18 protein-coding genes are annotated in these 18335 nt (G+C 52.7%); 8 read left to right on the top strand and 10 right to left on the bottom strand.

All coding sequences use genetic code 11. The features are described 5' to 3' along the window. Window positions 1-206: 206 nt before the first annotated feature. Together NB640_RS00315 and NB640_RS00310 are read left to right on the top strand one after the other, a co-directional pair. Window positions 207-650 (top strand): PadR family transcriptional regulator, encoded by a 444-nt coding sequence (locus tag NB640_RS00315; protein ID WP_269309154.1) that lies wholly within the window; start codon window positions 207-209, stop codon window positions 648-650. After that, window positions 647-3226, top strand: coding sequence for a heavy metal translocating P-type ATPase (locus NB640_RS00310; RefSeq protein ID WP_269309153.1), 2580 nt, complete (start codon window positions 647-649; stop codon window positions 3224-3226). The genes NB640_RS00315 and NB640_RS00310 overlap by 4 nt, the downstream gene beginning before the upstream one ends. A gap of 93 nt (window positions 3227-3319) precedes the next feature. On the opposite strand, the gene NB640_RS00305 is transcribed toward NB640_RS00310, so the two are convergent. The 4 genes from NB640_RS00305 to NB640_RS00290 all read right to left on the bottom strand — a co-directional run bounded on the left by NB640_RS00305 (window position 3320) and on the right by NB640_RS00290 (window position 5650). Continuing rightward, on the bottom strand, window positions 3320-4009 hold the full coding sequence (locus tag NB640_RS00305; protein ID WP_269309152.1) for a phosphatase PAP2 family protein: 690 nt from the start codon (window positions 4007-4009) through the stop codon (window positions 3320-3322). 179 nt (window positions 4010-4188) lie between these two features. Next, entirely contained in the window at window positions 4189-4434 is a 246-nt protein-coding gene (locus NB640_RS00300; RefSeq protein WP_269309151.1) for a hypothetical protein, read from the bottom strand. A gap of 108 nt (window positions 4435-4542) precedes the next feature. After that, window positions 4543-5022, bottom strand: coding sequence for a Cys-tRNA(Pro)/Cys-tRNA(Cys) deacylase YbaK (gene ybaK / locus NB640_RS00295; RefSeq protein ID WP_269309150.1), 480 nt, complete (start codon window positions 5020-5022; stop codon window positions 4543-4545). Between the two features lie 133 nt (window positions 5023-5155). Beyond that, a complete protein-coding gene (locus NB640_RS00290) occupies window positions 5156-5650 on the bottom strand; it encodes a hypothetical protein (protein ID WP_269309149.1) in 495 nt (164 codons plus the stop codon). A gap of 100 nt (window positions 5651-5750) precedes the next feature. On the opposite strand from NB640_RS00290, the gene NB640_RS00285 reads away from it, so the two are divergent. Continuing rightward, the gene (locus NB640_RS00285; RefSeq protein WP_269309148.1) at window positions 5751-6080 is read left to right on the top strand and encodes an MGMT family protein; all 330 of its coding nucleotides are present in this window, start codon (window positions 5751-5753) and stop codon (window positions 6078-6080) included. A 97-nt stretch (window positions 6081-6177) separates the two neighbouring features. On the opposite strand, the gene NB640_RS00280 is transcribed toward NB640_RS00285, so the two are convergent. Together NB640_RS00280 and NB640_RS00275 are read right to left on the bottom strand one after the other, a co-directional pair. Then, window positions 6178-7308 carry an MFS transporter gene (locus NB640_RS00280; protein WP_269309147.1) on the bottom strand — a complete coding sequence of 377 codons (1131 nt, stop codon included), beginning with the start codon at window positions 7306-7308 and terminating at the stop codon, window positions 6178-6180. Further along, the gene (locus tag NB640_RS00275; protein WP_269309146.1) at window positions 7305-7748 is read right to left on the bottom strand and encodes an MFS transporter; all 444 of its coding nucleotides are present in this window, start codon (window positions 7746-7748) and stop codon (window positions 7305-7307) included. Before NB640_RS00275 ends, NB640_RS00280 begins: the two co-directional genes overlap by 4 nt. A gap of 253 nt (window positions 7749-8001) precedes the next feature. Here NB640_RS00275 and NB640_RS00270 point away from each other — a divergent pair, with 253 nt between their 5' ends. Next, window positions 8002-8361, top strand: coding sequence for a hypothetical protein (locus NB640_RS00270; RefSeq protein WP_269309145.1), 360 nt, complete (start codon window positions 8002-8004; stop codon window positions 8359-8361). A gap of 11 nt (window positions 8362-8372) precedes the next feature. Here NB640_RS00270 and NB640_RS00265 read toward each other — a convergent pair whose 3' ends face one another. From NB640_RS00265 to NB640_RS00250, 4 genes are all read right to left on the bottom strand, one after another. Then, the gene (locus NB640_RS00265; protein ID WP_269309144.1) at window positions 8373-9119 is read right to left on the bottom strand and encodes a P-loop NTPase fold protein; all 747 of its coding nucleotides are present in this window, start codon (window positions 9117-9119) and stop codon (window positions 8373-8375) included. A gap of 125 nt (window positions 9120-9244) precedes the next feature. Next, the gene (locus tag NB640_RS00260) at window positions 9245-11605 is read right to left on the bottom strand and encodes an HAD-IC family P-type ATPase (RefSeq protein ID WP_269309143.1); all 2361 of its coding nucleotides are present in this window, start codon (window positions 11603-11605) and stop codon (window positions 9245-9247) included. A gap of 89 nt (window positions 11606-11694) precedes the next feature. Beyond that, entirely contained in the window at window positions 11695-12270 is a 576-nt protein-coding gene (locus NB640_RS00255) for a hypothetical protein (RefSeq protein WP_269309142.1), read from the bottom strand. A gap of 80 nt (window positions 12271-12350) precedes the next feature. Further along, entirely contained in the window at window positions 12351-13604 is a 1254-nt protein-coding gene (locus tag NB640_RS00250; protein ID WP_269309141.1) for a sugar transporter, read from the bottom strand. 214 nt (window positions 13605-13818) lie between these two features. Between NB640_RS00250 and NB640_RS00245 the strand changes: the two genes are divergently transcribed. The 4 genes from NB640_RS00245 (at window position 13819) to gloA (ending at window position 18312) form a co-directional block, all read left to right on the top strand. Continuing rightward, window positions 13819-14751, top strand: coding sequence for a DMT family transporter (locus NB640_RS00245; RefSeq protein ID WP_269309140.1), 933 nt, complete (start codon window positions 13819-13821; stop codon window positions 14749-14751). A gap of 224 nt (window positions 14752-14975) precedes the next feature. After that, window positions 14976-17369 (top strand): anaerobic ribonucleoside triphosphate reductase, encoded by a 2394-nt coding sequence (locus tag NB640_RS00240; protein ID WP_269309139.1) that lies wholly within the window; start codon window positions 14976-14978, stop codon window positions 17367-17369. Then, window positions 17350-17883 (top strand): anaerobic ribonucleoside-triphosphate reductase activating protein, encoded by a 534-nt coding sequence (gene nrdG, locus NB640_RS00235; protein WP_269309138.1) that lies wholly within the window; start codon window positions 17350-17352, stop codon window positions 17881-17883. The genes NB640_RS00240 and nrdG overlap by 20 nt, the downstream gene beginning before the upstream one ends. A gap of 48 nt (window positions 17884-17931) precedes the next feature. After that, complete coding sequence (gene gloA, locus NB640_RS00230; RefSeq protein ID WP_269309137.1) at window positions 17932-18312, top strand: lactoylglutathione lyase; 381 nt, start codon at window positions 17932-17934, stop codon at window positions 18310-18312. The last annotated feature ends 23 nt before the right edge of the window (window positions 18313-18335 follow it).

Here is an 18335-nt window from a genome sequence, read left to right as displayed (position 1 = left end):
GGATAAGAGACTCGCGACCCATTTCATATCCTCATGGCGATAGAAAAAAGGGGGGGCTATCCTGTTTAAAATGCTTTCTGGTATCATCCCGACAGACTGAGCAGGGCCGTTATTTCTGAACAGGTTGATAGCTAATGACTCACTGTCAATAGTGGTACAATAGCAGTACCGATTTAACATGTACTGTTTGAGAAAGTGTCATTGTCATGACGGCGTCCCACCTTAACATTGATGCGCACTGCGGCTGTTCGGAAGACGGCAAGGGTTGCCTGTGCGTGGCGCCTTGCGCCTGTCATGGCTATGGCCCCAAGTTGGAAGGCTTTCTTATCCCGTGCCTGCTGCTGTTTTTAAAGCGCAAGCCCGCCCACGGGTATGAACTGATGGAAGAGCTGTCCCGCATGCCATTTTTAAAGTCACTCCCGGACCCTGGTGTCATCTATCGCCAGTTGCGGCGGATGAAAACGGATGACCTGGTTCAGTCGCACCTCGAACCGGGCAAAAACGGGCCTGCCAGGACCGTTTATTCTCTTTCGCCGCAAGGGGTGGCTTACCTGCTGGCGTGTACGGCCAGCCTTGAAGGGATCAGGGCCATGATAGAAGGTTTTTTGGCATTTACACCGGCTTCACCGGATCAGGAAGATGCGCCATGAACAAGGACAGGTTTGATATTTCAGGCATGAGTTGTGCCGCTTGCGTGGCCAATGTCGAAAAAGCGGTGGAAAAGCTGCCGGGCATGCAGCATGCAGAGGTCAATCTGCTGACCAACAGCATGATGGTTCAATATGATGCGTCACAGGTTACCCCCCAGGCAATTGTCGATGCGGTGAAAAGGGCCGGCTATGCCGCTTCCCTGCGGGAGACTGCTGATAAAGGCGCATCTGCCCGGATGCCTGCCCATGATCCGATAAAGGCGGAACTGGCTGCGATGACGGTGCGCCTTTGGGTTTCGCTTGTCTTTCTTGTTCCCTTGATGGCGGTGAGCATGGGGGGCATGATCGGATTGCCGCTTCCCGGGTTTCTGGATGGCGTGGAAAATGCGGTCAGCTTTGCCCTGACCCAATTTTTGCTGTGCCTGCCGATTGTTGTGGTTAACCGGCGTTATTTTTTCGCGGGGTTCCGTTCTCTTTTGCATCGCACCCCGAATATGGACAGCCTGATCGCGCTGGGCTCTTCTGCCGCGCTGGTATACGGGGTGGTTGCCCTGTACCGGATTGGCTGGGCGCTGGGGCATGGCTACCCTGATGTGGCGGCACATTATACGCATGACCTGTACTTTGAAAGCGCCGCGATGATCCTGACGCTGATTACCCTGGGCAGGACGCTGGAAGCGATCAGCAAGGGAAAGACAGGGGCAGCCATTGAGTCCCTGTTGAACCTGGCGCCCAGGACGGCGCTCCTGATATATGACGGGGTGGAGCAGGAAATCCCGCTGGAAGCGGTAAAGGCGGGAGATATCCTTGCAGTGAAGCCCGGCGCAAAAATACCCGTGGACGGGACGGTTATCGATGGGGTTTCGGCGGTGGATGAGTCTGCCCTGACCGGTGAAAGCCTGCCTGTTGAAAAGGGGCCGGGTGATGCGGTGACCGGTGCAACCTTGAATACCAGCGGTTATTTCACCATGCGAGCAGACAGGGTCGGGGAAGATACCACGCTTTCCCGGATCATCGGCCTGGTTGAGGAAGCCAGTGCCTCAAAAGCACCGATTTCGCAACTGGCCGACCGGATCAGCGGCATATTTGTGCCGGTTGTCATTGCCATTGCCTTGCTGACGTTTCTTGCATGGTTTTTCATGGGACATGGCCTGGAGTTTTCACTGGCCCGTGCGATTTCGGTCCTGATTATTTCGTGCCCCTGTGCACTGGGGCTGGCAACACCGGTTGCCATCATGGTGGGAACAGGAAGGGGTGCGAAGGAGGGGATTCTCTATAAAAATGCCGAAACACTGGAAAACCTGTGCCGGATTGATACCGTCGTGCTGGACAAAACCGGGACAGTGACTGAAGGCCGTCCGCAACTGACTGACATCATTGCTTTCAACGGGGAAGAGGATGCGCTGCTGGCGCTGGCTGCCGGGCTGGAATCCCGTTCGGAACATCCCCTGGCGCTGGCGATTATGGAAGAAGCGAAAGCTCGCCGCCTGATCCCGGTTCCGGTGAGTGACTTTGCCGCATTGTCCGGTCTTGGCCTTTCAGGAAGCACCACTGACGGGCCATGTATTGCCGGTAACCAGCGGCTGATGCAGCAGCACGGTATTGATCTGGCATTGGCAGGTGATATTCCCGCGCGGCTTGCCCGGGAAGGGAAAACGCCGCTTTATTTTGCGCAGGATGGACAACTGGCGGGCATTATCGCCATGGCGGATTTGCCGCGTCAAACCAGCCGTGCGGCGGTGGCAGCGCTGAAAGCGCGGGGACTGCAGGTTGTCATGCTCACAGGAGATAATGCGGCAACCGGGGAAGCGGTACGGCAGACGGTCGGCATTGATCGTGTGATTGCTGAAGTCATGCCGCAGGAAAAGGATGAAGCGATCCGCCACCTGATGGATGCGGGTAAAAAAGTCGTGATGGTCGGTGACGGCATTAATGATGCCCCGGCCCTGGCAAGGGCAGATGTGGGCATGGCCATCGGGGCCGGGACGGATGTGGCGGTGGAGTCTGCCGATGTGGTGCTCATGAAAAGCGATCTTGCCGATACGGTCACCGCTTACGATCTTTCCCGTGCCACGCTACACACCATCAGGATGAATCTTTTCTGGGCATTTTTCTACAATATCATCGGCATACCGGTTGCCGCGGGACTGCTGTATCCGGCTTTCGGTTTGACATTAAACCCGATGATTGCAGCGGCGGCCATGAGCCTGTCCAGCGTTTTTGTCGTCGTCAATGCGTTAAGGCTTAACCTGTTTCAAAAAAGCGCTTTGCCTGATATGCCCGTATCAGAAAAAGGCGCTGTAACTCGCTCACCGCAACCCGAAAAAATGGTTGCACTGATTTCAGAAAGAAAGGAAATGCGCATGTCTTCCACCAAAACACTCAGTATCGAAGGAATGAACTGTGGCCACTGCAAGGCTTCAGTTGAAAAAGCATTGAATGCGCTGCCAGGTGTCAGGGCAGAAGTTGATCTGGAAAAGAAAGAGGCCCGCGTTGTATCCGATGGGCAGGTTTCCGGTGAAGAGATGGCAAAGGCGGTTACCGATGCCGGTTTTGAAGTAAAGGGCGTTGCCTGAACAGAGGCTCATCCTTTGCCATAAGCCCTGTCTACATCGGCTTTGGTCATTTTGAAGGTGCCCGGCAGGTTTTCACGCAGGATGGGGGCACCATCAGCATATTTGCCTGCTGCCTGTCCGGCGAAAGACCATGACAACAATCAGGCTGCCTACAACAATACCGCCAAGCACATCAATCGGGTGATGCTGGCCCAGCCATAGCCGGGAATAGCCAACGAGGGTAATGAGAAGCGACATGGCGATGAAAAGCCATCTTTTGCTGAAGTAGAAAGCCAGCGGAAGGGCCGCCGTCACGATCTGTACTGTATGTCCCGAGGGAAATGACACAAAATCATCCACAAAGCTGAAAGGGGCCGAGGGCAGATTGATACCGGGCCGGGGCATGCCAAAGGCTACCTTCATGGCCGCGGCAATCAGCAGTACGCATACCAGGCTGAAAACAAACCGGGCGATAAAAGCGATTTCCTGCCGGTTGTTTGTTCTGAGCGCATGGGCCAGGATCACGGCATAGGCGGCATACAGCATCCATGCCGATCCCCATGAAGTGACTAGCATCAGGCGCGTAAGGAGAGGATGGAGCTGGCGCATTTCCTGGTGCCACAAACGGATATTTTCACCCCAGAAACCACTGTAAAAGCCGACTGCCAGCATCAGCAATGCCAGCGGCAGCAGCATGAAAAAGAGAGTGGAAAAGGTAAAGCCGGGGTTTTCCAGGCGTTTTTGCCAGAGCATGCTTTCCTTCAGGAGGGCTGCTGTGCTTTGTGAATGGTGCGGGGTACTCATGGGTACATTGTATGCATCCTGTTTTTTTATATCAACTGATGATCCTGCGCCGGGCAGTACTCACCCTGAATACCTGCAATGCCAGCCGGATGATTGACTGGAACAGGTTGCTGAAACCGCAACAAAAAAGGCCTGACAGCGCGAAAAGCGGCTGTCCGGCCTGAAATGTCGTGAACGGGTTATTCGTCTTCTACAGCATACGCAAAGAAGCGGTCATTGCCAACGGTGATGTATTCTCCCCAGTCCTCCATATTCTGGACAGGCGCAACGCCGGTAGCCTTGCTGAAGGTTTCCTGGTAGGTGATATTCTGGCCCTCCCGCTTGAGGACGGTGATGGTATTGGTATTAAGACTGCTGCAGCTGCCCGGGGCGCTATCTGTCGCTTCACCGGAATATTTCATGCCTTCCCTGAATTGTTTTCCCATCCGATTTGCTCCTTCTCTTCGAAAACCGTTGTTTTTCCCATGTGGCTGTCATTTTTTACAATAACCAGCCGACTTTTTCCGCCTGTTTCAGTACCGGTATTTTAGCAGCTAGTTGAGTTTGGCAATGGGAGCGATGGTTGCTGCCGTGAGCCTCTCCAGGTCTTCGGCTGCCAGTTCGATGCTTAATCCGCGTTTTCCTCCCGAAACAAAAATGGTCGGGAAGCGCGCTGCATCCGCATCAATAACAGTCGGCAGGGGTCTCTTTTGTCCCAGCGGGCTGATACCGCCGAGCAGATAGCCGGTCACACGCTGTGCCATCTGGGGGTCAGCCATTTCTGCTTTTTTGGCGGAAAAGGCTTTTGCCACTTTTTTGAGGTCCAACTGGGCGGGAACCGGTGTGATGGCCACGGCCAGGTTTTTCGGATTGCCATTCAAGGAAACCAGCAGGGTCTTGAAAAACTGCTCTCCCTGCATACCCAGTTTTTTGACGGCTTCCTCACCGAAATGGCGCTCGTCACTGTCATGGTCATATTCATGCAGCGTGAAGGAGACCTTGTTTTTTTCGAGTAAAAGAACAGCGGGTGTCATGGCAGATGCTTCAAACAGAAAGGAAAAGGCAATGCTAGCATATATCCCCAAAGGAAATCAGCATTGCCATTTTCCTTCGGCCTTGCGTTTTTCAGCCATTGTCAGACTGTTTTGCAGCCGGCGGATGCAGGTATCACGTGATTTCCTCTTTTACCTCCTTTAAGGCAGTCTGCGTCTTTTTGCCGTATGCCTGGATGAAGTCATATTCCGGCTCGATGAAGGGAAGGGTACAGACGGCCAGCAGCGAGCGGTCGGCGCTTCCCTCCAGGCTCAGCACAGCCCGCGGGTTGTTTGACAGGGCATGTGCCAGTGAAACCATGTAGTCAGTTGTTGCGCCAGCGTCGGTACCGGGTGCGATGTAAATGGCAGCATACTGTATCCATTCCTTATCACCCTTCACCCCTTTGCCCATGATCATGTTCCAGTTTGCCGCGTTATTTTCATGCAGTTTTTTGACAATGGACACCACGCTGTAGCGATAATAGGCCATGCGCACTTCTTCATGCGTAACCGGGGTGGAAAAATCGGGAAGCGGCGCGTCATAAGGGTTTGGAGATGCCTGCAGATTTCCGGCAGCGGTAGTCAGAACACATGACATTGCCGCAATACTGAAGATCAGATGAAGCATTTTTTTTTCATGGTAAGTCCCCATTGGAAAAAATCATTCTTATGCGCATCACGTTTACCTATTGCCTATATACGTAGAATGCCGGGACTAAACATCTAAGATGAAAAAGACGCCTGATGAGGCCGTGGCGAATTTTTTTGAGCAGGTTTGTCAGGTGGTCGAGCAGGTGCCTTATGGCTGTGTTATCACTTATGGACAGATTGCCATGTGGGTTGGCCATCCCCGCCACGCCAGGCAGGTGGGGTATGCGCTTCACGCCACACCCAAAAACCGCAAGCTGCCCTGGCACCGTGTCGTCAATCGCCTGGGTGAGCTTTCTCCCAGACACGATTTCACGGCAAGACAGCGGGAACTCCTGAAAAAAGAAGGGGTGACATTCAACCGTAACGGGCGGATCAATATGAAAGAGCACCTCATCATGACATTATGAGGGGACACCGCTTCACGGGTTTGCCGATATCGGTATCCAGGGGATTCTCATTATCGCCAGCACCCTGATATCGTTTTTTCTTTTCTGACTGAAAAAATCAGGACAAGGTCCGGGGCGGCCGGTCCATCCCCCGGATGATCCGATGTCCTGCGACCCACACAAGGAGTGCAACAACGCCGGCTGCACAAAGCGCCATGCTGAAGCTGCCGGTATATTCCCTCACGGTGCCCAGGATCATGGTCAGCAGGACATTGGTGACATTGCCGACGAGATTCATGAAGCCGGATGCGGTTGCCATATAGGCCGGAGAAACACTCTGGCCGGTGAGGCTGAAAATAGAGCCGTAATTGGCGCCACCAAGCCATGCAAGCACGACGCCCACAGCCAGCCCGATCCAGGGATTGCCGGTGAGTCCCAATACGATATACAGAATGGCAATCAGAAGCACAGCCGTATTGGTAATGAAGCTTCGCGAGCGCCAGCGCAAAAGGCCACCGGCAAAGGCACGTGCCATGGTGCCGATCAGAAGGACAACGGCTGTTCCCAGGCTCCATGCTGCCACATCGCCTTTTCCATCCATATCCGCCAGGATGGAGGGCAGCCATTGTCCGAGATTATTGAGCGTACCGTACGAAAATCCATGGAAAACACCGATGGTCCAGATTGGCATAGAAGTCGAAACGGATTTGACCACCTGCCAGAGATCACTGGCCGTGGAATTGGAGACGCTGTGGGCATGGCGCACTTTGGCGGGAAGCTTTGTGGATGCGGCAAGCAGAAAAAGCATGATAAGGGCAGGTATCCAGTACGAATAACGCCAGGCATCTTCTCCCAGGTAGGGCAGGGTGACATAGGGCAGCATGATCCCCAGGCTGAAGGCCGCTCCCTGTATGCCCTGCGCCTGTGCCATTTTTTCCGGCGGCGCCATCATGCCGATGATCTTGACGCCAGCCAGAAACATCAGCCCGGAACTCAGTCCCGCACAAAAACGAAGGCTGGTTGCCAGGCCGAGATTTTCGGGCGAAATAAAGGGCAGGAGATTGGCAAGAAGCGCAATAAAAACAGCAATCAGAAATCCCCGGTAAATACCGAGTTTGTCCAGTATGAGTCCCGCCGGAAGCTGGACAAGTGCGTGTGCCCAGAGCAGACCGCTGAGAAAAAGTGACAGCCCGGCATATCCCACCCCGAACAGGGCCATGAACTGGTGCGCCAGTGGCGCCAGGCTCATGAACATGTAACCGGAGGCGACGCTGATGATAAAGGGAAACCAGATGTAAGAAAGCATGGGGTAGAAAGCGGATGTTGTCGTCTATTCCGTGATTTTACGTCATATGAAAGCCACCGGTATACAAGAAGCGCGATGATGCCCGTGGCGCATAATGCCATGCTGAAGCTGCCGGTATATTCCCGTACCACACCCAGAAACAGGGTCAAAAGCGCATTGGTGAGATTGGCAATAAGCGCTACGACACCGGAAGCTGTTGCCATGAAAGCAGGAGAAACACTGTTGCCAGCCAGGCTGAAAACAGAACCGTAGTTTGCACCGCCAAGCCAGGCTAAAACGATACTGACGGCGAGTCCTGCCCAGGGGTTGCCTGTCTCACCCCGTTTTTTACTGCCCTTGTGACGCTGATCGCTTTGCCTGCGGCTTTTGCATCGGGCAATCATGCCGGGAACGATTATCTGTACAACAGTCTTGCGGAAAAGGTACCGCCTCAGATAACACAGGAAGCCGCAAGGCAGATAGCATTGGACAAGTCAGGTGGTGGTAACATCGTGACATGCCAACTGGGCCGATGACAGGGATGCCGGTTCAGGAGCCAGCAGGCCCCAACACGGATCTTTCTTTTTCGCAAAACCTGATGACCTGATTCGCCTTACTCTTTTACCTGTCAATCCGGTATTTTTTAGAGGAAACGATATGCTGAAAAGAGATATTGACCTGAAAGTGGGTGAGGTGGTGTCATTTTCGCCACAGGCAACTGTCCATCTTTGGGATGAAAAAACGAGACAGATCAGTGTGTGTTTTTTCGTGGAGGATGAACTGCACATTCTGCCTTCTTATCCGAATGACATGTATGAATCTCTCGAGGCACCCAGCACCTTTATTCCAAAGGCAGGAGATCACGTTGTCTTGAACAGCGGAAGCCCTGTTTTACAGGTGGAACATATTGATGACACACACCAGCTTGCGCGGGTGGGCTGGACGCGGGAAAATGGGAAACAGGAAACCGCCCTGTTTTCATTTCCCGAATTGCAGGGACGGTATTACAAAGGTTGATGATGCCTGTGCTATGACATCTCGGTCAGGAGATCACTATCCCTGATGGCAGGCGGGCCGAATTTGAAGCGAAAGCCGGTCATCCGCTCAAGCCAGGCGACAGGATTGACTGAGGGGCCATAAAAAGCGGCGACAGATTCAAGGAGATGGCCCATGTCCGCGAGCAGGATGAATTGCAGGTGGCTGACCTTGAAGACAATATCGATGGTTTTGAGTACCTTGATGACAAAATCGGCAGAGCAGGTATCCAGACCGTCGATAAAGACCAGGAGAGGATGTTCAGCCGTATATTTTTCCAGGATGGTCCGGATGATGCGGATATTGCGCTGTGTCTGGAGGTGGGTTTGCAGCAGGCTTTCCACATCGGCCCCTGAAATGGCTGTCGCTAACGCGTCATCACTTTTTCTCCTGAGATAATTTTCCAGCATCTCCTGTTCTTCGGTTGCCAGGCGCATGAGCCATTCCGCCGCCTGAAAAAAACGCTTCCGTTCTTCATCCGGAAGACCCTGGGCGAGATCGGCAAGGAAGCGCATCATATCGATCCTTTTTCCTCCGGATTCACTGAGATCAATACTGATGGTCTGGTAGGGCGCGCCATGCTGTCTGAGAAAATGGATAAACCGGGGAGCAAAGGCCGTTTTTTCCTCGCGGTTTTTTCCATCCAGCACAAGGGGAGATATTTTTACCTCATCGGCCAGCAGGGCCGCCAGCTTGGCGGCAGCCATTTTCTGTGTTTCTTCATGCGGCGCAAAATCCATTGCCCCCTCCCGAAAATGGTGTTGACAGGCTGGCATTTATTATAGGGAACAGTAACACATAAGGTTGTTTCAGAGAAATAATTTGCCGGTGCCTGAAAAGCGGGGAAGGGGAATACGGACTGCTTTTATTCCCTGGCGATGAGGTACTTTATAAAATCATTGATAAAAAAGGTGACGACAAAGGTATAGGCCATGATCAGCAGCGCATGGTTCAGGGAAATGGCCGTAAACCCGAGCAGCCCGGCAATCGAGATGACCAGGCCAAAGGAAAGCGTGATCAGGAAGACCAGGAAAAGTGGCCAGCTGGGGCGGGAACGCCAGAAAAATCCTCTTTCGCGGACGCTGAAAACGAAAAAAACCGTGAAAAAGAGCATCAGCAGAAAAGAGAAGGTATTGAGTGTGCCGTCAGAAGCGTCCAGATTGAAATAATCCCACCCGAAATAAAGCAGGCCACCCGCTTCGCCGATGAGGATAAGACCCATAAAGACACCCGTGAAAGCCTGTTTTCTGATATGCCAATGGTCAGGGTGAGGCGGCGCATTTTCATGGTCTGTTGCCAGTGCCGTTTTGACGTAATCCGAGAGAAACATGAGAATGAGGGTTGCCGCTGCGGTAATGATGTAGTCGCCAAGAATAAGGAAGCTCAGGATAATGAATCCGGTCTTGAAGGTGATCCCCCCCATTTTGGACAGGATCCACGCATTGAGGCACTCGAATACATTGCGCCCGCCATTGACTGCACTGACAATTCCTCCCAGCCCGTCTCTTGTCAGGACAATGCTGGCGGCGCTTTTGGCAAAGTTGGTGGCGCTTTTTATCGCGATGCCGACATCTGCCTGCCTGAGTGCAGGAGCATCCGTTACGGCATCTCCTGTAAACCCGATAATGTGTCTTCTTTCCTGGAGGGCCTTGATCATCCAGATCTTGTCCTCGGGGTAGACATTGGCGACCCCATCACACGTTTCAAGCAGTTCCACCCAATTGTCGCTTTTGACCAGCGCTGTCACATCGATGATGTTACTGCCCAGCCCGATGGCCCGTGCCACCCGCTGCGCAATCGGCAGCGCTTCACCGGTGATCAGCTTGAGCCTGATTCCCAGTGCGACAAGTTTTGATATCTGCTCTGCCGTATCCGTGCGGGTGACGTCCTCCAGCCCGGCCAGGCCCACCAGCTCCATTTTTCCGGTGAAATCCGATTTGGCAACGGCAATGGTCCTGAATCCGTCCCGGGCAAAATTCGCGACGATCCTTCTCCACCTTTCGAGTTCTTCCGGGCCCATGCCGCAATCCCTGGCGACGGCTTCAAATGAGCCTTTGGAGAGGCGATACTGCACGTCATCGGTAACGATGGTGGCTTTTGCCTTGCGGGTCTGGGGGTTGAAGGGAAGGAAAGTCGTCGGCGTAATGGATAGCGGCATCAGGTCCATTTCGCTCGCTCTTTTGAAAAAGGCATCGTCAATCGGGTTTTCATTGACTTCGTCTGATGTCATGGCGCCATACTGGATGACGTCATAATCCGTGAATGCGCCTGCCGGTATGATCCTGACAATGTTCGGGTGGTTGACGGTAAGGGTGCCGGTCTTGTTCAGCAGCAGGATATCCATGCAGGCGGCATCATTCGGGGCATCGAGCCGGGTAACAAGGGCGCAGCTGCCGGCAAGGCGGCGGGAAGTAATGGCCATGCTGAGCGAAAAAACCGCTGACAGGGCAAGCGGGACGGAGCCCAAAAGGAGCACCAGCATCAGGGGGAGTATCTCAAACAGACTGATCCCCCGTATCCAGGAAACGATGACGGCGATCGTCAAGATGAAAAACGACGTAAACATGGGCCATTTTTCGAGTTTCACTGCGATTTCATCCAGCAGGGAGACTTTTTTCGCCGAGATAAGCTCTTCGATAGTCTTGTGGTAAAGCATTCTTTTCCCGGTGCTCCCCACTACGGCAGACACCCAGCCACGGGTGATGACAGAACCTGAGTAAATATTCTCCTTGGGGTGCTTGATGACCTCGCGTACATCCCCGGTCAATATGGATTCATTGACGCGCGCCAGTCCTTCAATAACCAGGACATCCGCAGGAACGACTGATCCGGTTTTCAGGCGGATAACATCTCCCGAAACCAGGTCCCGGTACGGCTTTTTGACCCATTTGCTGTCGCGCAGGACAGAAACCAGATCCTGCAGTTGGCCATGAAGCGTCTTTACGGTTCTTCTGATGCTGTAATCCCGCAGGAAGTCAACGAGCGCGCAAAAGATCAGCAGGCCAAAAATGATGAGGGTATCGGCCATGCGCTCCTGAAAGACGGAAATGATGATGACAGTGCCCAGCACCCAGGGAATCGGGCCCCAGAATTTTTCAAGCAGGAGCTCAAAGACGTTTTTCTTTTCTTCAACGACTTCGTTTGGCCCGAATTCCTTCAGCATTTTTTCTGCTTCTGCCTGCGTGAGGCCAGTCGCGTAATCGGTTAGTTTCAGCTCGGTACTCATGCCGGAATCTTTCTGTTGGCAACCTTGTTGTCTTTCGGGTTGCTCTGATGGATGTGCTGACAAATGCATGTCAACAGTTTCGCCGCGTTTTATTCAAGTCTGTGTGTTCTTTTTAACGTATCAAGCAGTTGTTGATACAGGGCATATCCCTGGTCAATATACTCCCCCGGTGTGATCTTCATGGCTTCCATTGCCTGTTCAACAGGAATGAATTGCATGGCAGCGACACCCACCTCATCGCTTTTGCAGGTTTCTTTATACTCACCGTCACAAAGCCGGTCAAATTCCAGCTTTTGGGCATAGACTTCCTCGGGCGTATGTTTTTTCCAGGGCTTTTGCGGGCCGGTGCCATCGCCTCCGGCCAGCATGTCGTCTGCCATGGCAATGAGCCCATCAGCAAGCGTGCACAGGGTTTCCTGCTTGGATTCATCGCTGCCGTTTCCTGCCATCACGTCGGCACGGTAATCCGGCCAGTTTTTCCCGTTCAGCCGGGGTATTGTCTTTTCGACAAAATCATCATATTTTTTTTCCTGGCTTTTCAGGATATCCAGGCGAAAACGAAGCTGTACGGTCTCTTTCTCTTCAAGCGCTTTTTCCGTGCAGGCGGCATGAGAAAGCAGGGGAAAGGAAAGCGAAATGAAAAGGGCGGGGAGGATTTTTTTCATGCGGTATTTTTAAATTTATTATTTAAAATAATGCATTACGCGTTTTTTTGAATGCTTTACTTCAAGGTTTGCCGGGCAGATTATCTGGCTTCCAGTGCGGCAACCGCTTTTCTGAGCGAGAGTTTCAGGGCAATCATCAGTGCCTGGGCAATGAGGACAAAAAGGAAACCGGCATAGCCGACATTGCCCAGTCCATACTTATTGTATACCTGCCCGCCGATCAGTGCACCTGCGCCAATGCCCACATTGTAGATACCGGAATAAATGGAGGTGGCCACATCGGTGGCGTCATGGGCGAGCTTCAAGACCTTTGATTGCAGAACCAGGCCAACACCTGTCATGGCTGCGCCCCAGACAAAACAGATAGCATAGGCGGAAAGCAGGTCGACCATCCCGACTTTCAGCGTTAAAAGCGAAAGGGCGACCAGCGTCATGGGAAGGTAAAACATGATGACGGGATATCGTCCGATGGTGTTGCTCAGCACAATACTGCCGATAACCCCCGCACCTCCCATGACCAAAAGGATGACAACGACAAGCTGCGGGGAGAAATGGCCAATGTCTCGCAGATAAGGGGTCAGGTAGGTGTAGGCAATGAAGTGGCCGCACACGACAAGCATAGTCAGCAGGTAGGCCATGAGCAAAGGCGGGCGTTTCAGCAGGGTGGGCAGGCTTTTTAAGGAGCCGGCATTGCTGCTGGGCAGCAAGGGCAGGATCAGGTACATCACCACAAGAACAACCGTGGCGACGATACTGACAGCGGCAAATGCCCAGCGCCATCCCATGCTGTGCCCGATGGCAGTGCCAAGCGGCACGCCCAGCACGGCGGCGAGCGAAGCGCCTGCCACAACCAGCCCAAGTGCCTGCGCTTCTTTCCCTTTTGGCGCTACCCGATAGGCCAGGGGGGTCACAATGGACCAGAAAATCGAATGGGCCAGGGCAATGCAGATCCGGGCAGCCAAAAGCACATTGAAGCTGGAGGCGATGGCTGCCAGGACATTACCGGCAATAAAGACCACCAGAAGGGACAGCAGCAGCTTTTTTCTTTCCAGGTTGGCACTGATGATCGTCAGGGGAAGTGACATCAGGGCCACGGTCCACGCGTAAAACGTCATGATCATGCCCATTTCGGGCAGGGTTCTTTCCAGTCCCGCCGCCATATCCGGCAAAAGTCCTACCGGCATGAATTCGGTGCTGACAAAAATAAAGGTGGAAAGTGAGAGGCTGAAAGCCGGCAACCAGGCTTTCAGGTGGCTTTTGAGCGTGTAGGGATTGTCCTGGCGTGAAACCGGCGGGGTGTTTTTTTCGTTTTGATCGGGTGGGGATGTGCTCATATCAGAAAGACGCCGCTTAGCGTAGCGCAGTCATAAATGTTCCTTGCCGGCATTCTACTCTTTTTCATGTATTTTCATTGCATAACTGTTTTGTGTCTTTGAGAAATCCCAATCAGGAAATGGTCAAACTGTCCAGATCAGGATATGCTTTTGTCACTTGATTTATGGCAGTGCCATAAACGGAAATACGGATCGCTATTGAGGAAAAAAGATCATGAACGCCGTCAAAATGATTGATGGCCGGGCAACCGCGCTGATGACCATCATCTGCGTTATCTGGGGCATGCAGCAGGTCGCCATGAAAGCGGTGGCAGATGTCATGTCGCCGATCATGCAGATATCGCTTCGCTCAGGGATTGCCATGCTGTTGATCTGGGGGCTGATGATGGCAAGAGGGGAGCGCATCCGGCTGAGCGACGGCACCTGGAAACCGGGGCTTGTTGCGGGTTTCCTGTTTGCGCTGGAGTTTTTGCTGGCCGGCGAGGGGCTAAGGCACACCACGGCTTCTCACATGGGGGTTTTTCTGTATACGGCCCCGATTTTTGCGGCCCTGGGCTTGCAGTGGCGCTTGAAGGAAGAAAGGCTGCAGCGTTTGCAGTGGTTTGGCATTGCGCTGGCTTTCATCGGGGTTGCCATTACATTTGCCGGGCGTTCGGGAAGCGAAGCGGGTCCGGCACTGATGGATATGATCTGGGGAGATTTCCTGGGCCTTCTGGGGGGGATGGCATGGGGCGCAACCACCGTGGTCATCCGCACGACCAGTCTGTCAAAGGCTTCAACAAGTCAGACCATCCTTTACCAGCTTGCCGGTGCTTTTGTGCTGCTGTCCGCCGCAACCCTTTGCCTGGGGCAGCAGGCGTTCATTTCAACGCCTTTATTATGGAGCAGTCTTTTTTACCAGATTGTGATTGTTTCCTTTATCAGCTACCTGGTCTGGTTCTGGCTGCTGCATGTTTACCTGGCTTCCCGGCTGGGAGTCCTGTCATTCATGACCCCGCTTTTTTCCATTATTTTCGGCGTATGGCTTTTAGATGAACCGCTGGAAGCGAGTTTTATGGTCGGTGCATTTCTGGTCCTGACAGGGATTGCCCTGGTCAGCGGGTATGAATGGATCATGCACAAATTGATCCAGGTCAAGAAATATTGATTCACATCAAAAAAAAACGGATTTTTTCCGTCCCGCTGCCTGTACGGGTTTATGCGGCTTTCCCGGACGTGCTGTTTTTTTTGGCACGCAAAAATTGACGCAATTCATTGATTTTAATGCGATATTTGTAAATTCTGAAGCGTGCTGAAGGATTTGGAATTGAAGGCTATAATGGAAAAATTGGGTGACGAGTTCAGATTATAAATTTTTAGGAGAGGGGGAAAATGTTCCACGCTATTCAAGAGTCCGATTCAGATAATCAGCTGAAAAAAAACCTCAAAGGCGCAGAAAAAGTATTTGAGTTCATCCAGAAACGGGATGGACGAAAGGTGCCATATGACATTGCCAAAATTGCAGCGGCCATCAACAAGGCCTTAACGGCGTGTAACCGGGGAAGTGTGGATGAAAGCATGCGCCTTGCCAAAGGAGTGGAACAGAAACTGGGTTTCAGGTTCAAGGGCAATTCCCCCAGCATTGAAGATATCCAGGATACCGTGGAAACCATCCTGATGGACAATGGCTACGCCTATGTAGCCAAGAAATATATCCTCTACCGTTCTGAACGCAGCCGGGTTCGCGCGCGCAATACCAGCCTCATGCGCATTTTTGACGAACTGACCCACAAGGAAGCCAACCTCTCCGATATCAAGCGTGACAATGCCAATATCGATGGGGACACCGCCATGGGTGTCATGCTCAAGTACGGCTCGGAAGGCGCAAAGAATTATTATGAGAATTTCGTCCTCGCACCGCAGCAGGCCAAGGCCCATTCGGAAGGCGATATCCATATCCATGACTTTGATTTTTATACCCTGACGACCACCTGCTGCCAGATTGATATCAAGAGGTTGTTTGAAGGCGGCTTTTCAACCGGGCACGGCAACCTGAGGGAGCCAAACAGCATCCAGAGCTATGCGGCACTGGCCTGTATTGCCATCCAGTCCAATCAGAACGATCAGCATGGCGGGCAAAGTATTCCTAATTTTGATTATGGCCTGGCGCTGGGCGTGGAAAAGTCCTACAAGAAGAATTATGTTTCCAACTTCTTCAAGGCCATGAAACTGCTGGCGCCGGCGGTTGCCCTGACGAAAGATGCAACCCGGGAAAAATTTGAGGCCATTGAAGCAGAAACGAGGCTTTTCCCGAGTCTCGCAATAACAGAAGCTTTCCAGGCAAAAGAAACAGAAGTCTTTTCCGCCATTGTTGACGATGCAGCCACTCTCTCTGCCATTCAGGCTTTTGCCATCGAAAATGCCGAAGCAGAAACGGATCGTGATGTCCGCCAGGCCATGGAAGCGCTGGTGCACAACCTCAATACCATGCACAGCCGTGCCGGTGCGCAGACACCATTTTCCAGTATCAATTACGGCACAGATGTTTCCCCGGAAGGTCGTATGATTATCCGCAACATCCTGCTGGCAACGGAATCCGGCCTGGGCAATGGTGAAACCGCCATCTTCCCGATCAATATTTTCAAGGTCAAGGAAGGGGTGAACTATAATCCGGAAGATCCGAACTATGATCTTTTCCGGTTGGCCTGCAAGGTAAGCGCCAAGCGCCTCTTCCCGAATTTTGCTTTCCTGGATGCGCCGTTCAACCTGCAGTACTATCGCGCGGGCCGTCCGGAAACCGAGGCGGTGTATATGGGCTGCCGTACCCGTGTCATGGGCAACTCCTATGACCCGGAAAACGAGATCGCTTTTGGCAGGGGTAACCTGAGTTTTACCTCGATCAACCTGCCGCGCATTGCCTTGAACAGCAAAGGCAGTATTGAATGGTTCTTTGATGAGCTGGAACGCAGGATGGAGCTGGTTGCCAAACAGCTTTTAGACCGTTTTGCTATCCAGTCATCCAAAAAAGTCAGAAATTTCCCGTTCCTCATGGGGCAGGGTATCTGGCACGGTTCGGAAAAACTGGGGCCCAATGATGAGGTGGGCGAGGTATTGAAGCACGGTACGCTGTCAATCGGCTTTATCGGCCTGGCAGAAACCCTTGTTGCACTGACAGGCAAGCATCATGGTGAATCTCCCGAGTCACGCAACCTTGGCCTCGAAATCATCGGATTCATGAATGATTTCCTGGACAGGAAGACGCAGGAAACGGGCCTGAATTTCTCTTTGCTGGCGACACCGGCAGAAGGGCTTTCCGGCCGTTTTGTCCGCATGGACAAGAAGAAGTTCGGCGTGATTGAAGGTGTGACGGATCGCGAATACTACACCAACGGTTTTCACGTGCCAGTCTATTTCCCGATCCCGGCCTTTGAGAAGATCCAGATCGAAGCGCCTTACCACGCCCTGACAGCGGCAGGCCATATCACGTATGTTGAACTGGATGGTGATGCCTCCAACAATGCCAAGGCATTTGAAAAAGTGGTGCGCGCCATGAAGGAAGCCGGTGTGGGCTATGGTTCTGTCAACCATCCGGTTGACCGCGATCCGGTCTGCGGTTACAACGGCATCATTAATGATGAATGTCCGAAATGCGGTCGCAAGGAAGAAGAGCATGTCGTGAAATTTGAGCGTATCCGCCGTATTACGGGCTATCTGGTCGGTACACTGGACCGCTTCAATAATGCGAAGCGGGCCGAGGAGTCCGAACGTGTCAAACATAATATCTGAGACCATTCGTGTTGCGGGCATAGAAAATGACTCGATAACAGACGGCCCCGGGCTGCGCTTTACACTCTTTGTCCAGGGATGCCCACGGGTATGCCCTGGATGTCACAACCCCCAGTCCATTCCCCTCGAAGGGGGAGAACGTTATACAACGGAAGACCTGATCGGGCGGATTCGCAACAATCCGCTCCTCACTGGCGTGACATTTTCCGGGGGAGAGCCCCTGATTCAGGCCGTCGCACTGTTGCCATTGGCAAAAATGATCCATGAAGACAACCTGGATCTGGCGATTTATACCGGCTATACCTTTGAAGAGATTCTGAGGGAAAATGATCCCGAGGTTCTTGCACTGCTTTCATTTGCCGATATACTCATTGACGGGCCGTACATCATCAGAAAACGGAATCTCTCCCTGCGCTTTCGCGGATCAGGCAACCAGCGTATCCTGGATGTGCCGAAATCACTCGCTGCAAGGGAAGCGGTATGGACCGATGACAACGACTGGACAGGGGAATAGCCCCATCCGGTTTCATTGAAGAACAACAGACACAGGAAAGGACTCCACATGCGCTTTCTTCATACGATGATCAGGGTAGGTGACCTGCAGCGGTCGATTGATTTTTATACCAATGTGCTGGGCATGAAACTCTTGCGGACCATGGATAACCCAGAGTTTGAGTACACCCTGGCTTATCTGGGCTATGGCAGCAATCCCGAGCATGCTGAACTGGAGCTCACCTGGAATTACGGGGTTTCCAGCTATGACATGGGCACAGCCTATGGACATATCGCCTTGGGTACCGAGAATATTTATACTTTCTGTGACAGCATCCGGGCAAAGGGTGCCAAAATCACCAGGGAACCCGGCCCTGTCAAGGGCGGCACGACTGTGATTGCCTTTCTGGAAGACCCGGATGGCTACCGGATCGAGCTGATAGAGACATGACGATTCATTATTAAAAAAGTGAA

Source organism: Oxalobacter vibrioformis (genome assembly GCF_027118995.1).
Taxonomy (GTDB): domain Bacteria; phylum Pseudomonadota; class Gammaproteobacteria; order Burkholderiales; family Burkholderiaceae_D; genus Oxalobacter; species Oxalobacter vibrioformis.
This window is presented reverse-complemented; position numbering and strand designations above follow the sequence as displayed.

Coding starts and splice junctions, on each gene's coding strand:
- NB640_RS00315 (WP_269309154.1), top strand. CDS start 207: ATGACGGCGTCCCACCTTAACATTGATGCGCACTGCGGCTGTTCGGAA.
- NB640_RS00310 (WP_269309153.1), top strand. CDS start 647: ATGAACAAGGACAGGTTTGATATTTCAGGCATGAGTTGTGCCGCTTGC.
- NB640_RS00305 (WP_269309152.1), bottom strand. CDS start 4,009: ATGAGTACCCCGCACCATTCACAAAGCACAGCAGCCCTCCTGAAGGAA.
- NB640_RS00300 (WP_269309151.1), bottom strand. CDS start 4,434: ATGGGAAAACAATTCAGGGAAGGCATGAAATATTCCGGTGAAGCGACA.
- ybaK (WP_269309150.1), bottom strand. CDS start 5,022: ATGACACCCGCTGTTCTTTTACTCGAAAAAAACAAGGTCTCCTTCACG.
- NB640_RS00290 (WP_269309149.1), bottom strand. CDS start 5,650: ATGCTTCATCTGATCTTCAGTATTGCGGCAATGTCATGTGTTCTGACT.
- NB640_RS00285 (WP_269309148.1), top strand. CDS start 5,751: ATGAAAAAGACGCCTGATGAGGCCGTGGCGAATTTTTTTGAGCAGGTT.
- NB640_RS00280 (WP_269309147.1), bottom strand. CDS start 7,308: ATGAGCCTGGCGCCACTGGCGCACCAGTTCATGGCCCTGTTCGGGGTG.
- NB640_RS00275 (WP_269309146.1), bottom strand. CDS start 7,748: ATGATTGCCCGATGCAAAAGCCGCAGGCAAAGCGATCAGCGTCACAAG.
- NB640_RS00270 (WP_269309145.1), top strand. CDS start 8,002: ATGCTGAAAAGAGATATTGACCTGAAAGTGGGTGAGGTGGTGTCATTT.
- NB640_RS00265 (WP_269309144.1), bottom strand. CDS start 9,119: ATGGATTTTGCGCCGCATGAAGAAACACAGAAAATGGCTGCCGCCAAG.
- NB640_RS00260 (WP_269309143.1), bottom strand. CDS start 11,605: ATGAGTACCGAGCTGAAACTAACCGATTACGCGACTGGCCTCACGCAG.
- NB640_RS00255 (WP_269309142.1), bottom strand. CDS start 12,270: ATGAAAAAAATCCTCCCCGCCCTTTTCATTTCGCTTTCCTTTCCCCTG.
- NB640_RS00250 (WP_269309141.1), bottom strand. CDS start 13,604: ATGAGCACATCCCCACCCGATCAAAACGAAAAAAACACCCCGCCGGTT.
- NB640_RS00245 (WP_269309140.1), top strand. CDS start 13,819: ATGAACGCCGTCAAAATGATTGATGGCCGGGCAACCGCGCTGATGACC.
- NB640_RS00240 (WP_269309139.1), top strand. CDS start 14,976: ATGTTCCACGCTATTCAAGAGTCCGATTCAGATAATCAGCTGAAAAAA.
- gloA (WP_269309137.1), top strand. CDS start 17,932: ATGCGCTTTCTTCATACGATGATCAGGGTAGGTGACCTGCAGCGGTCG.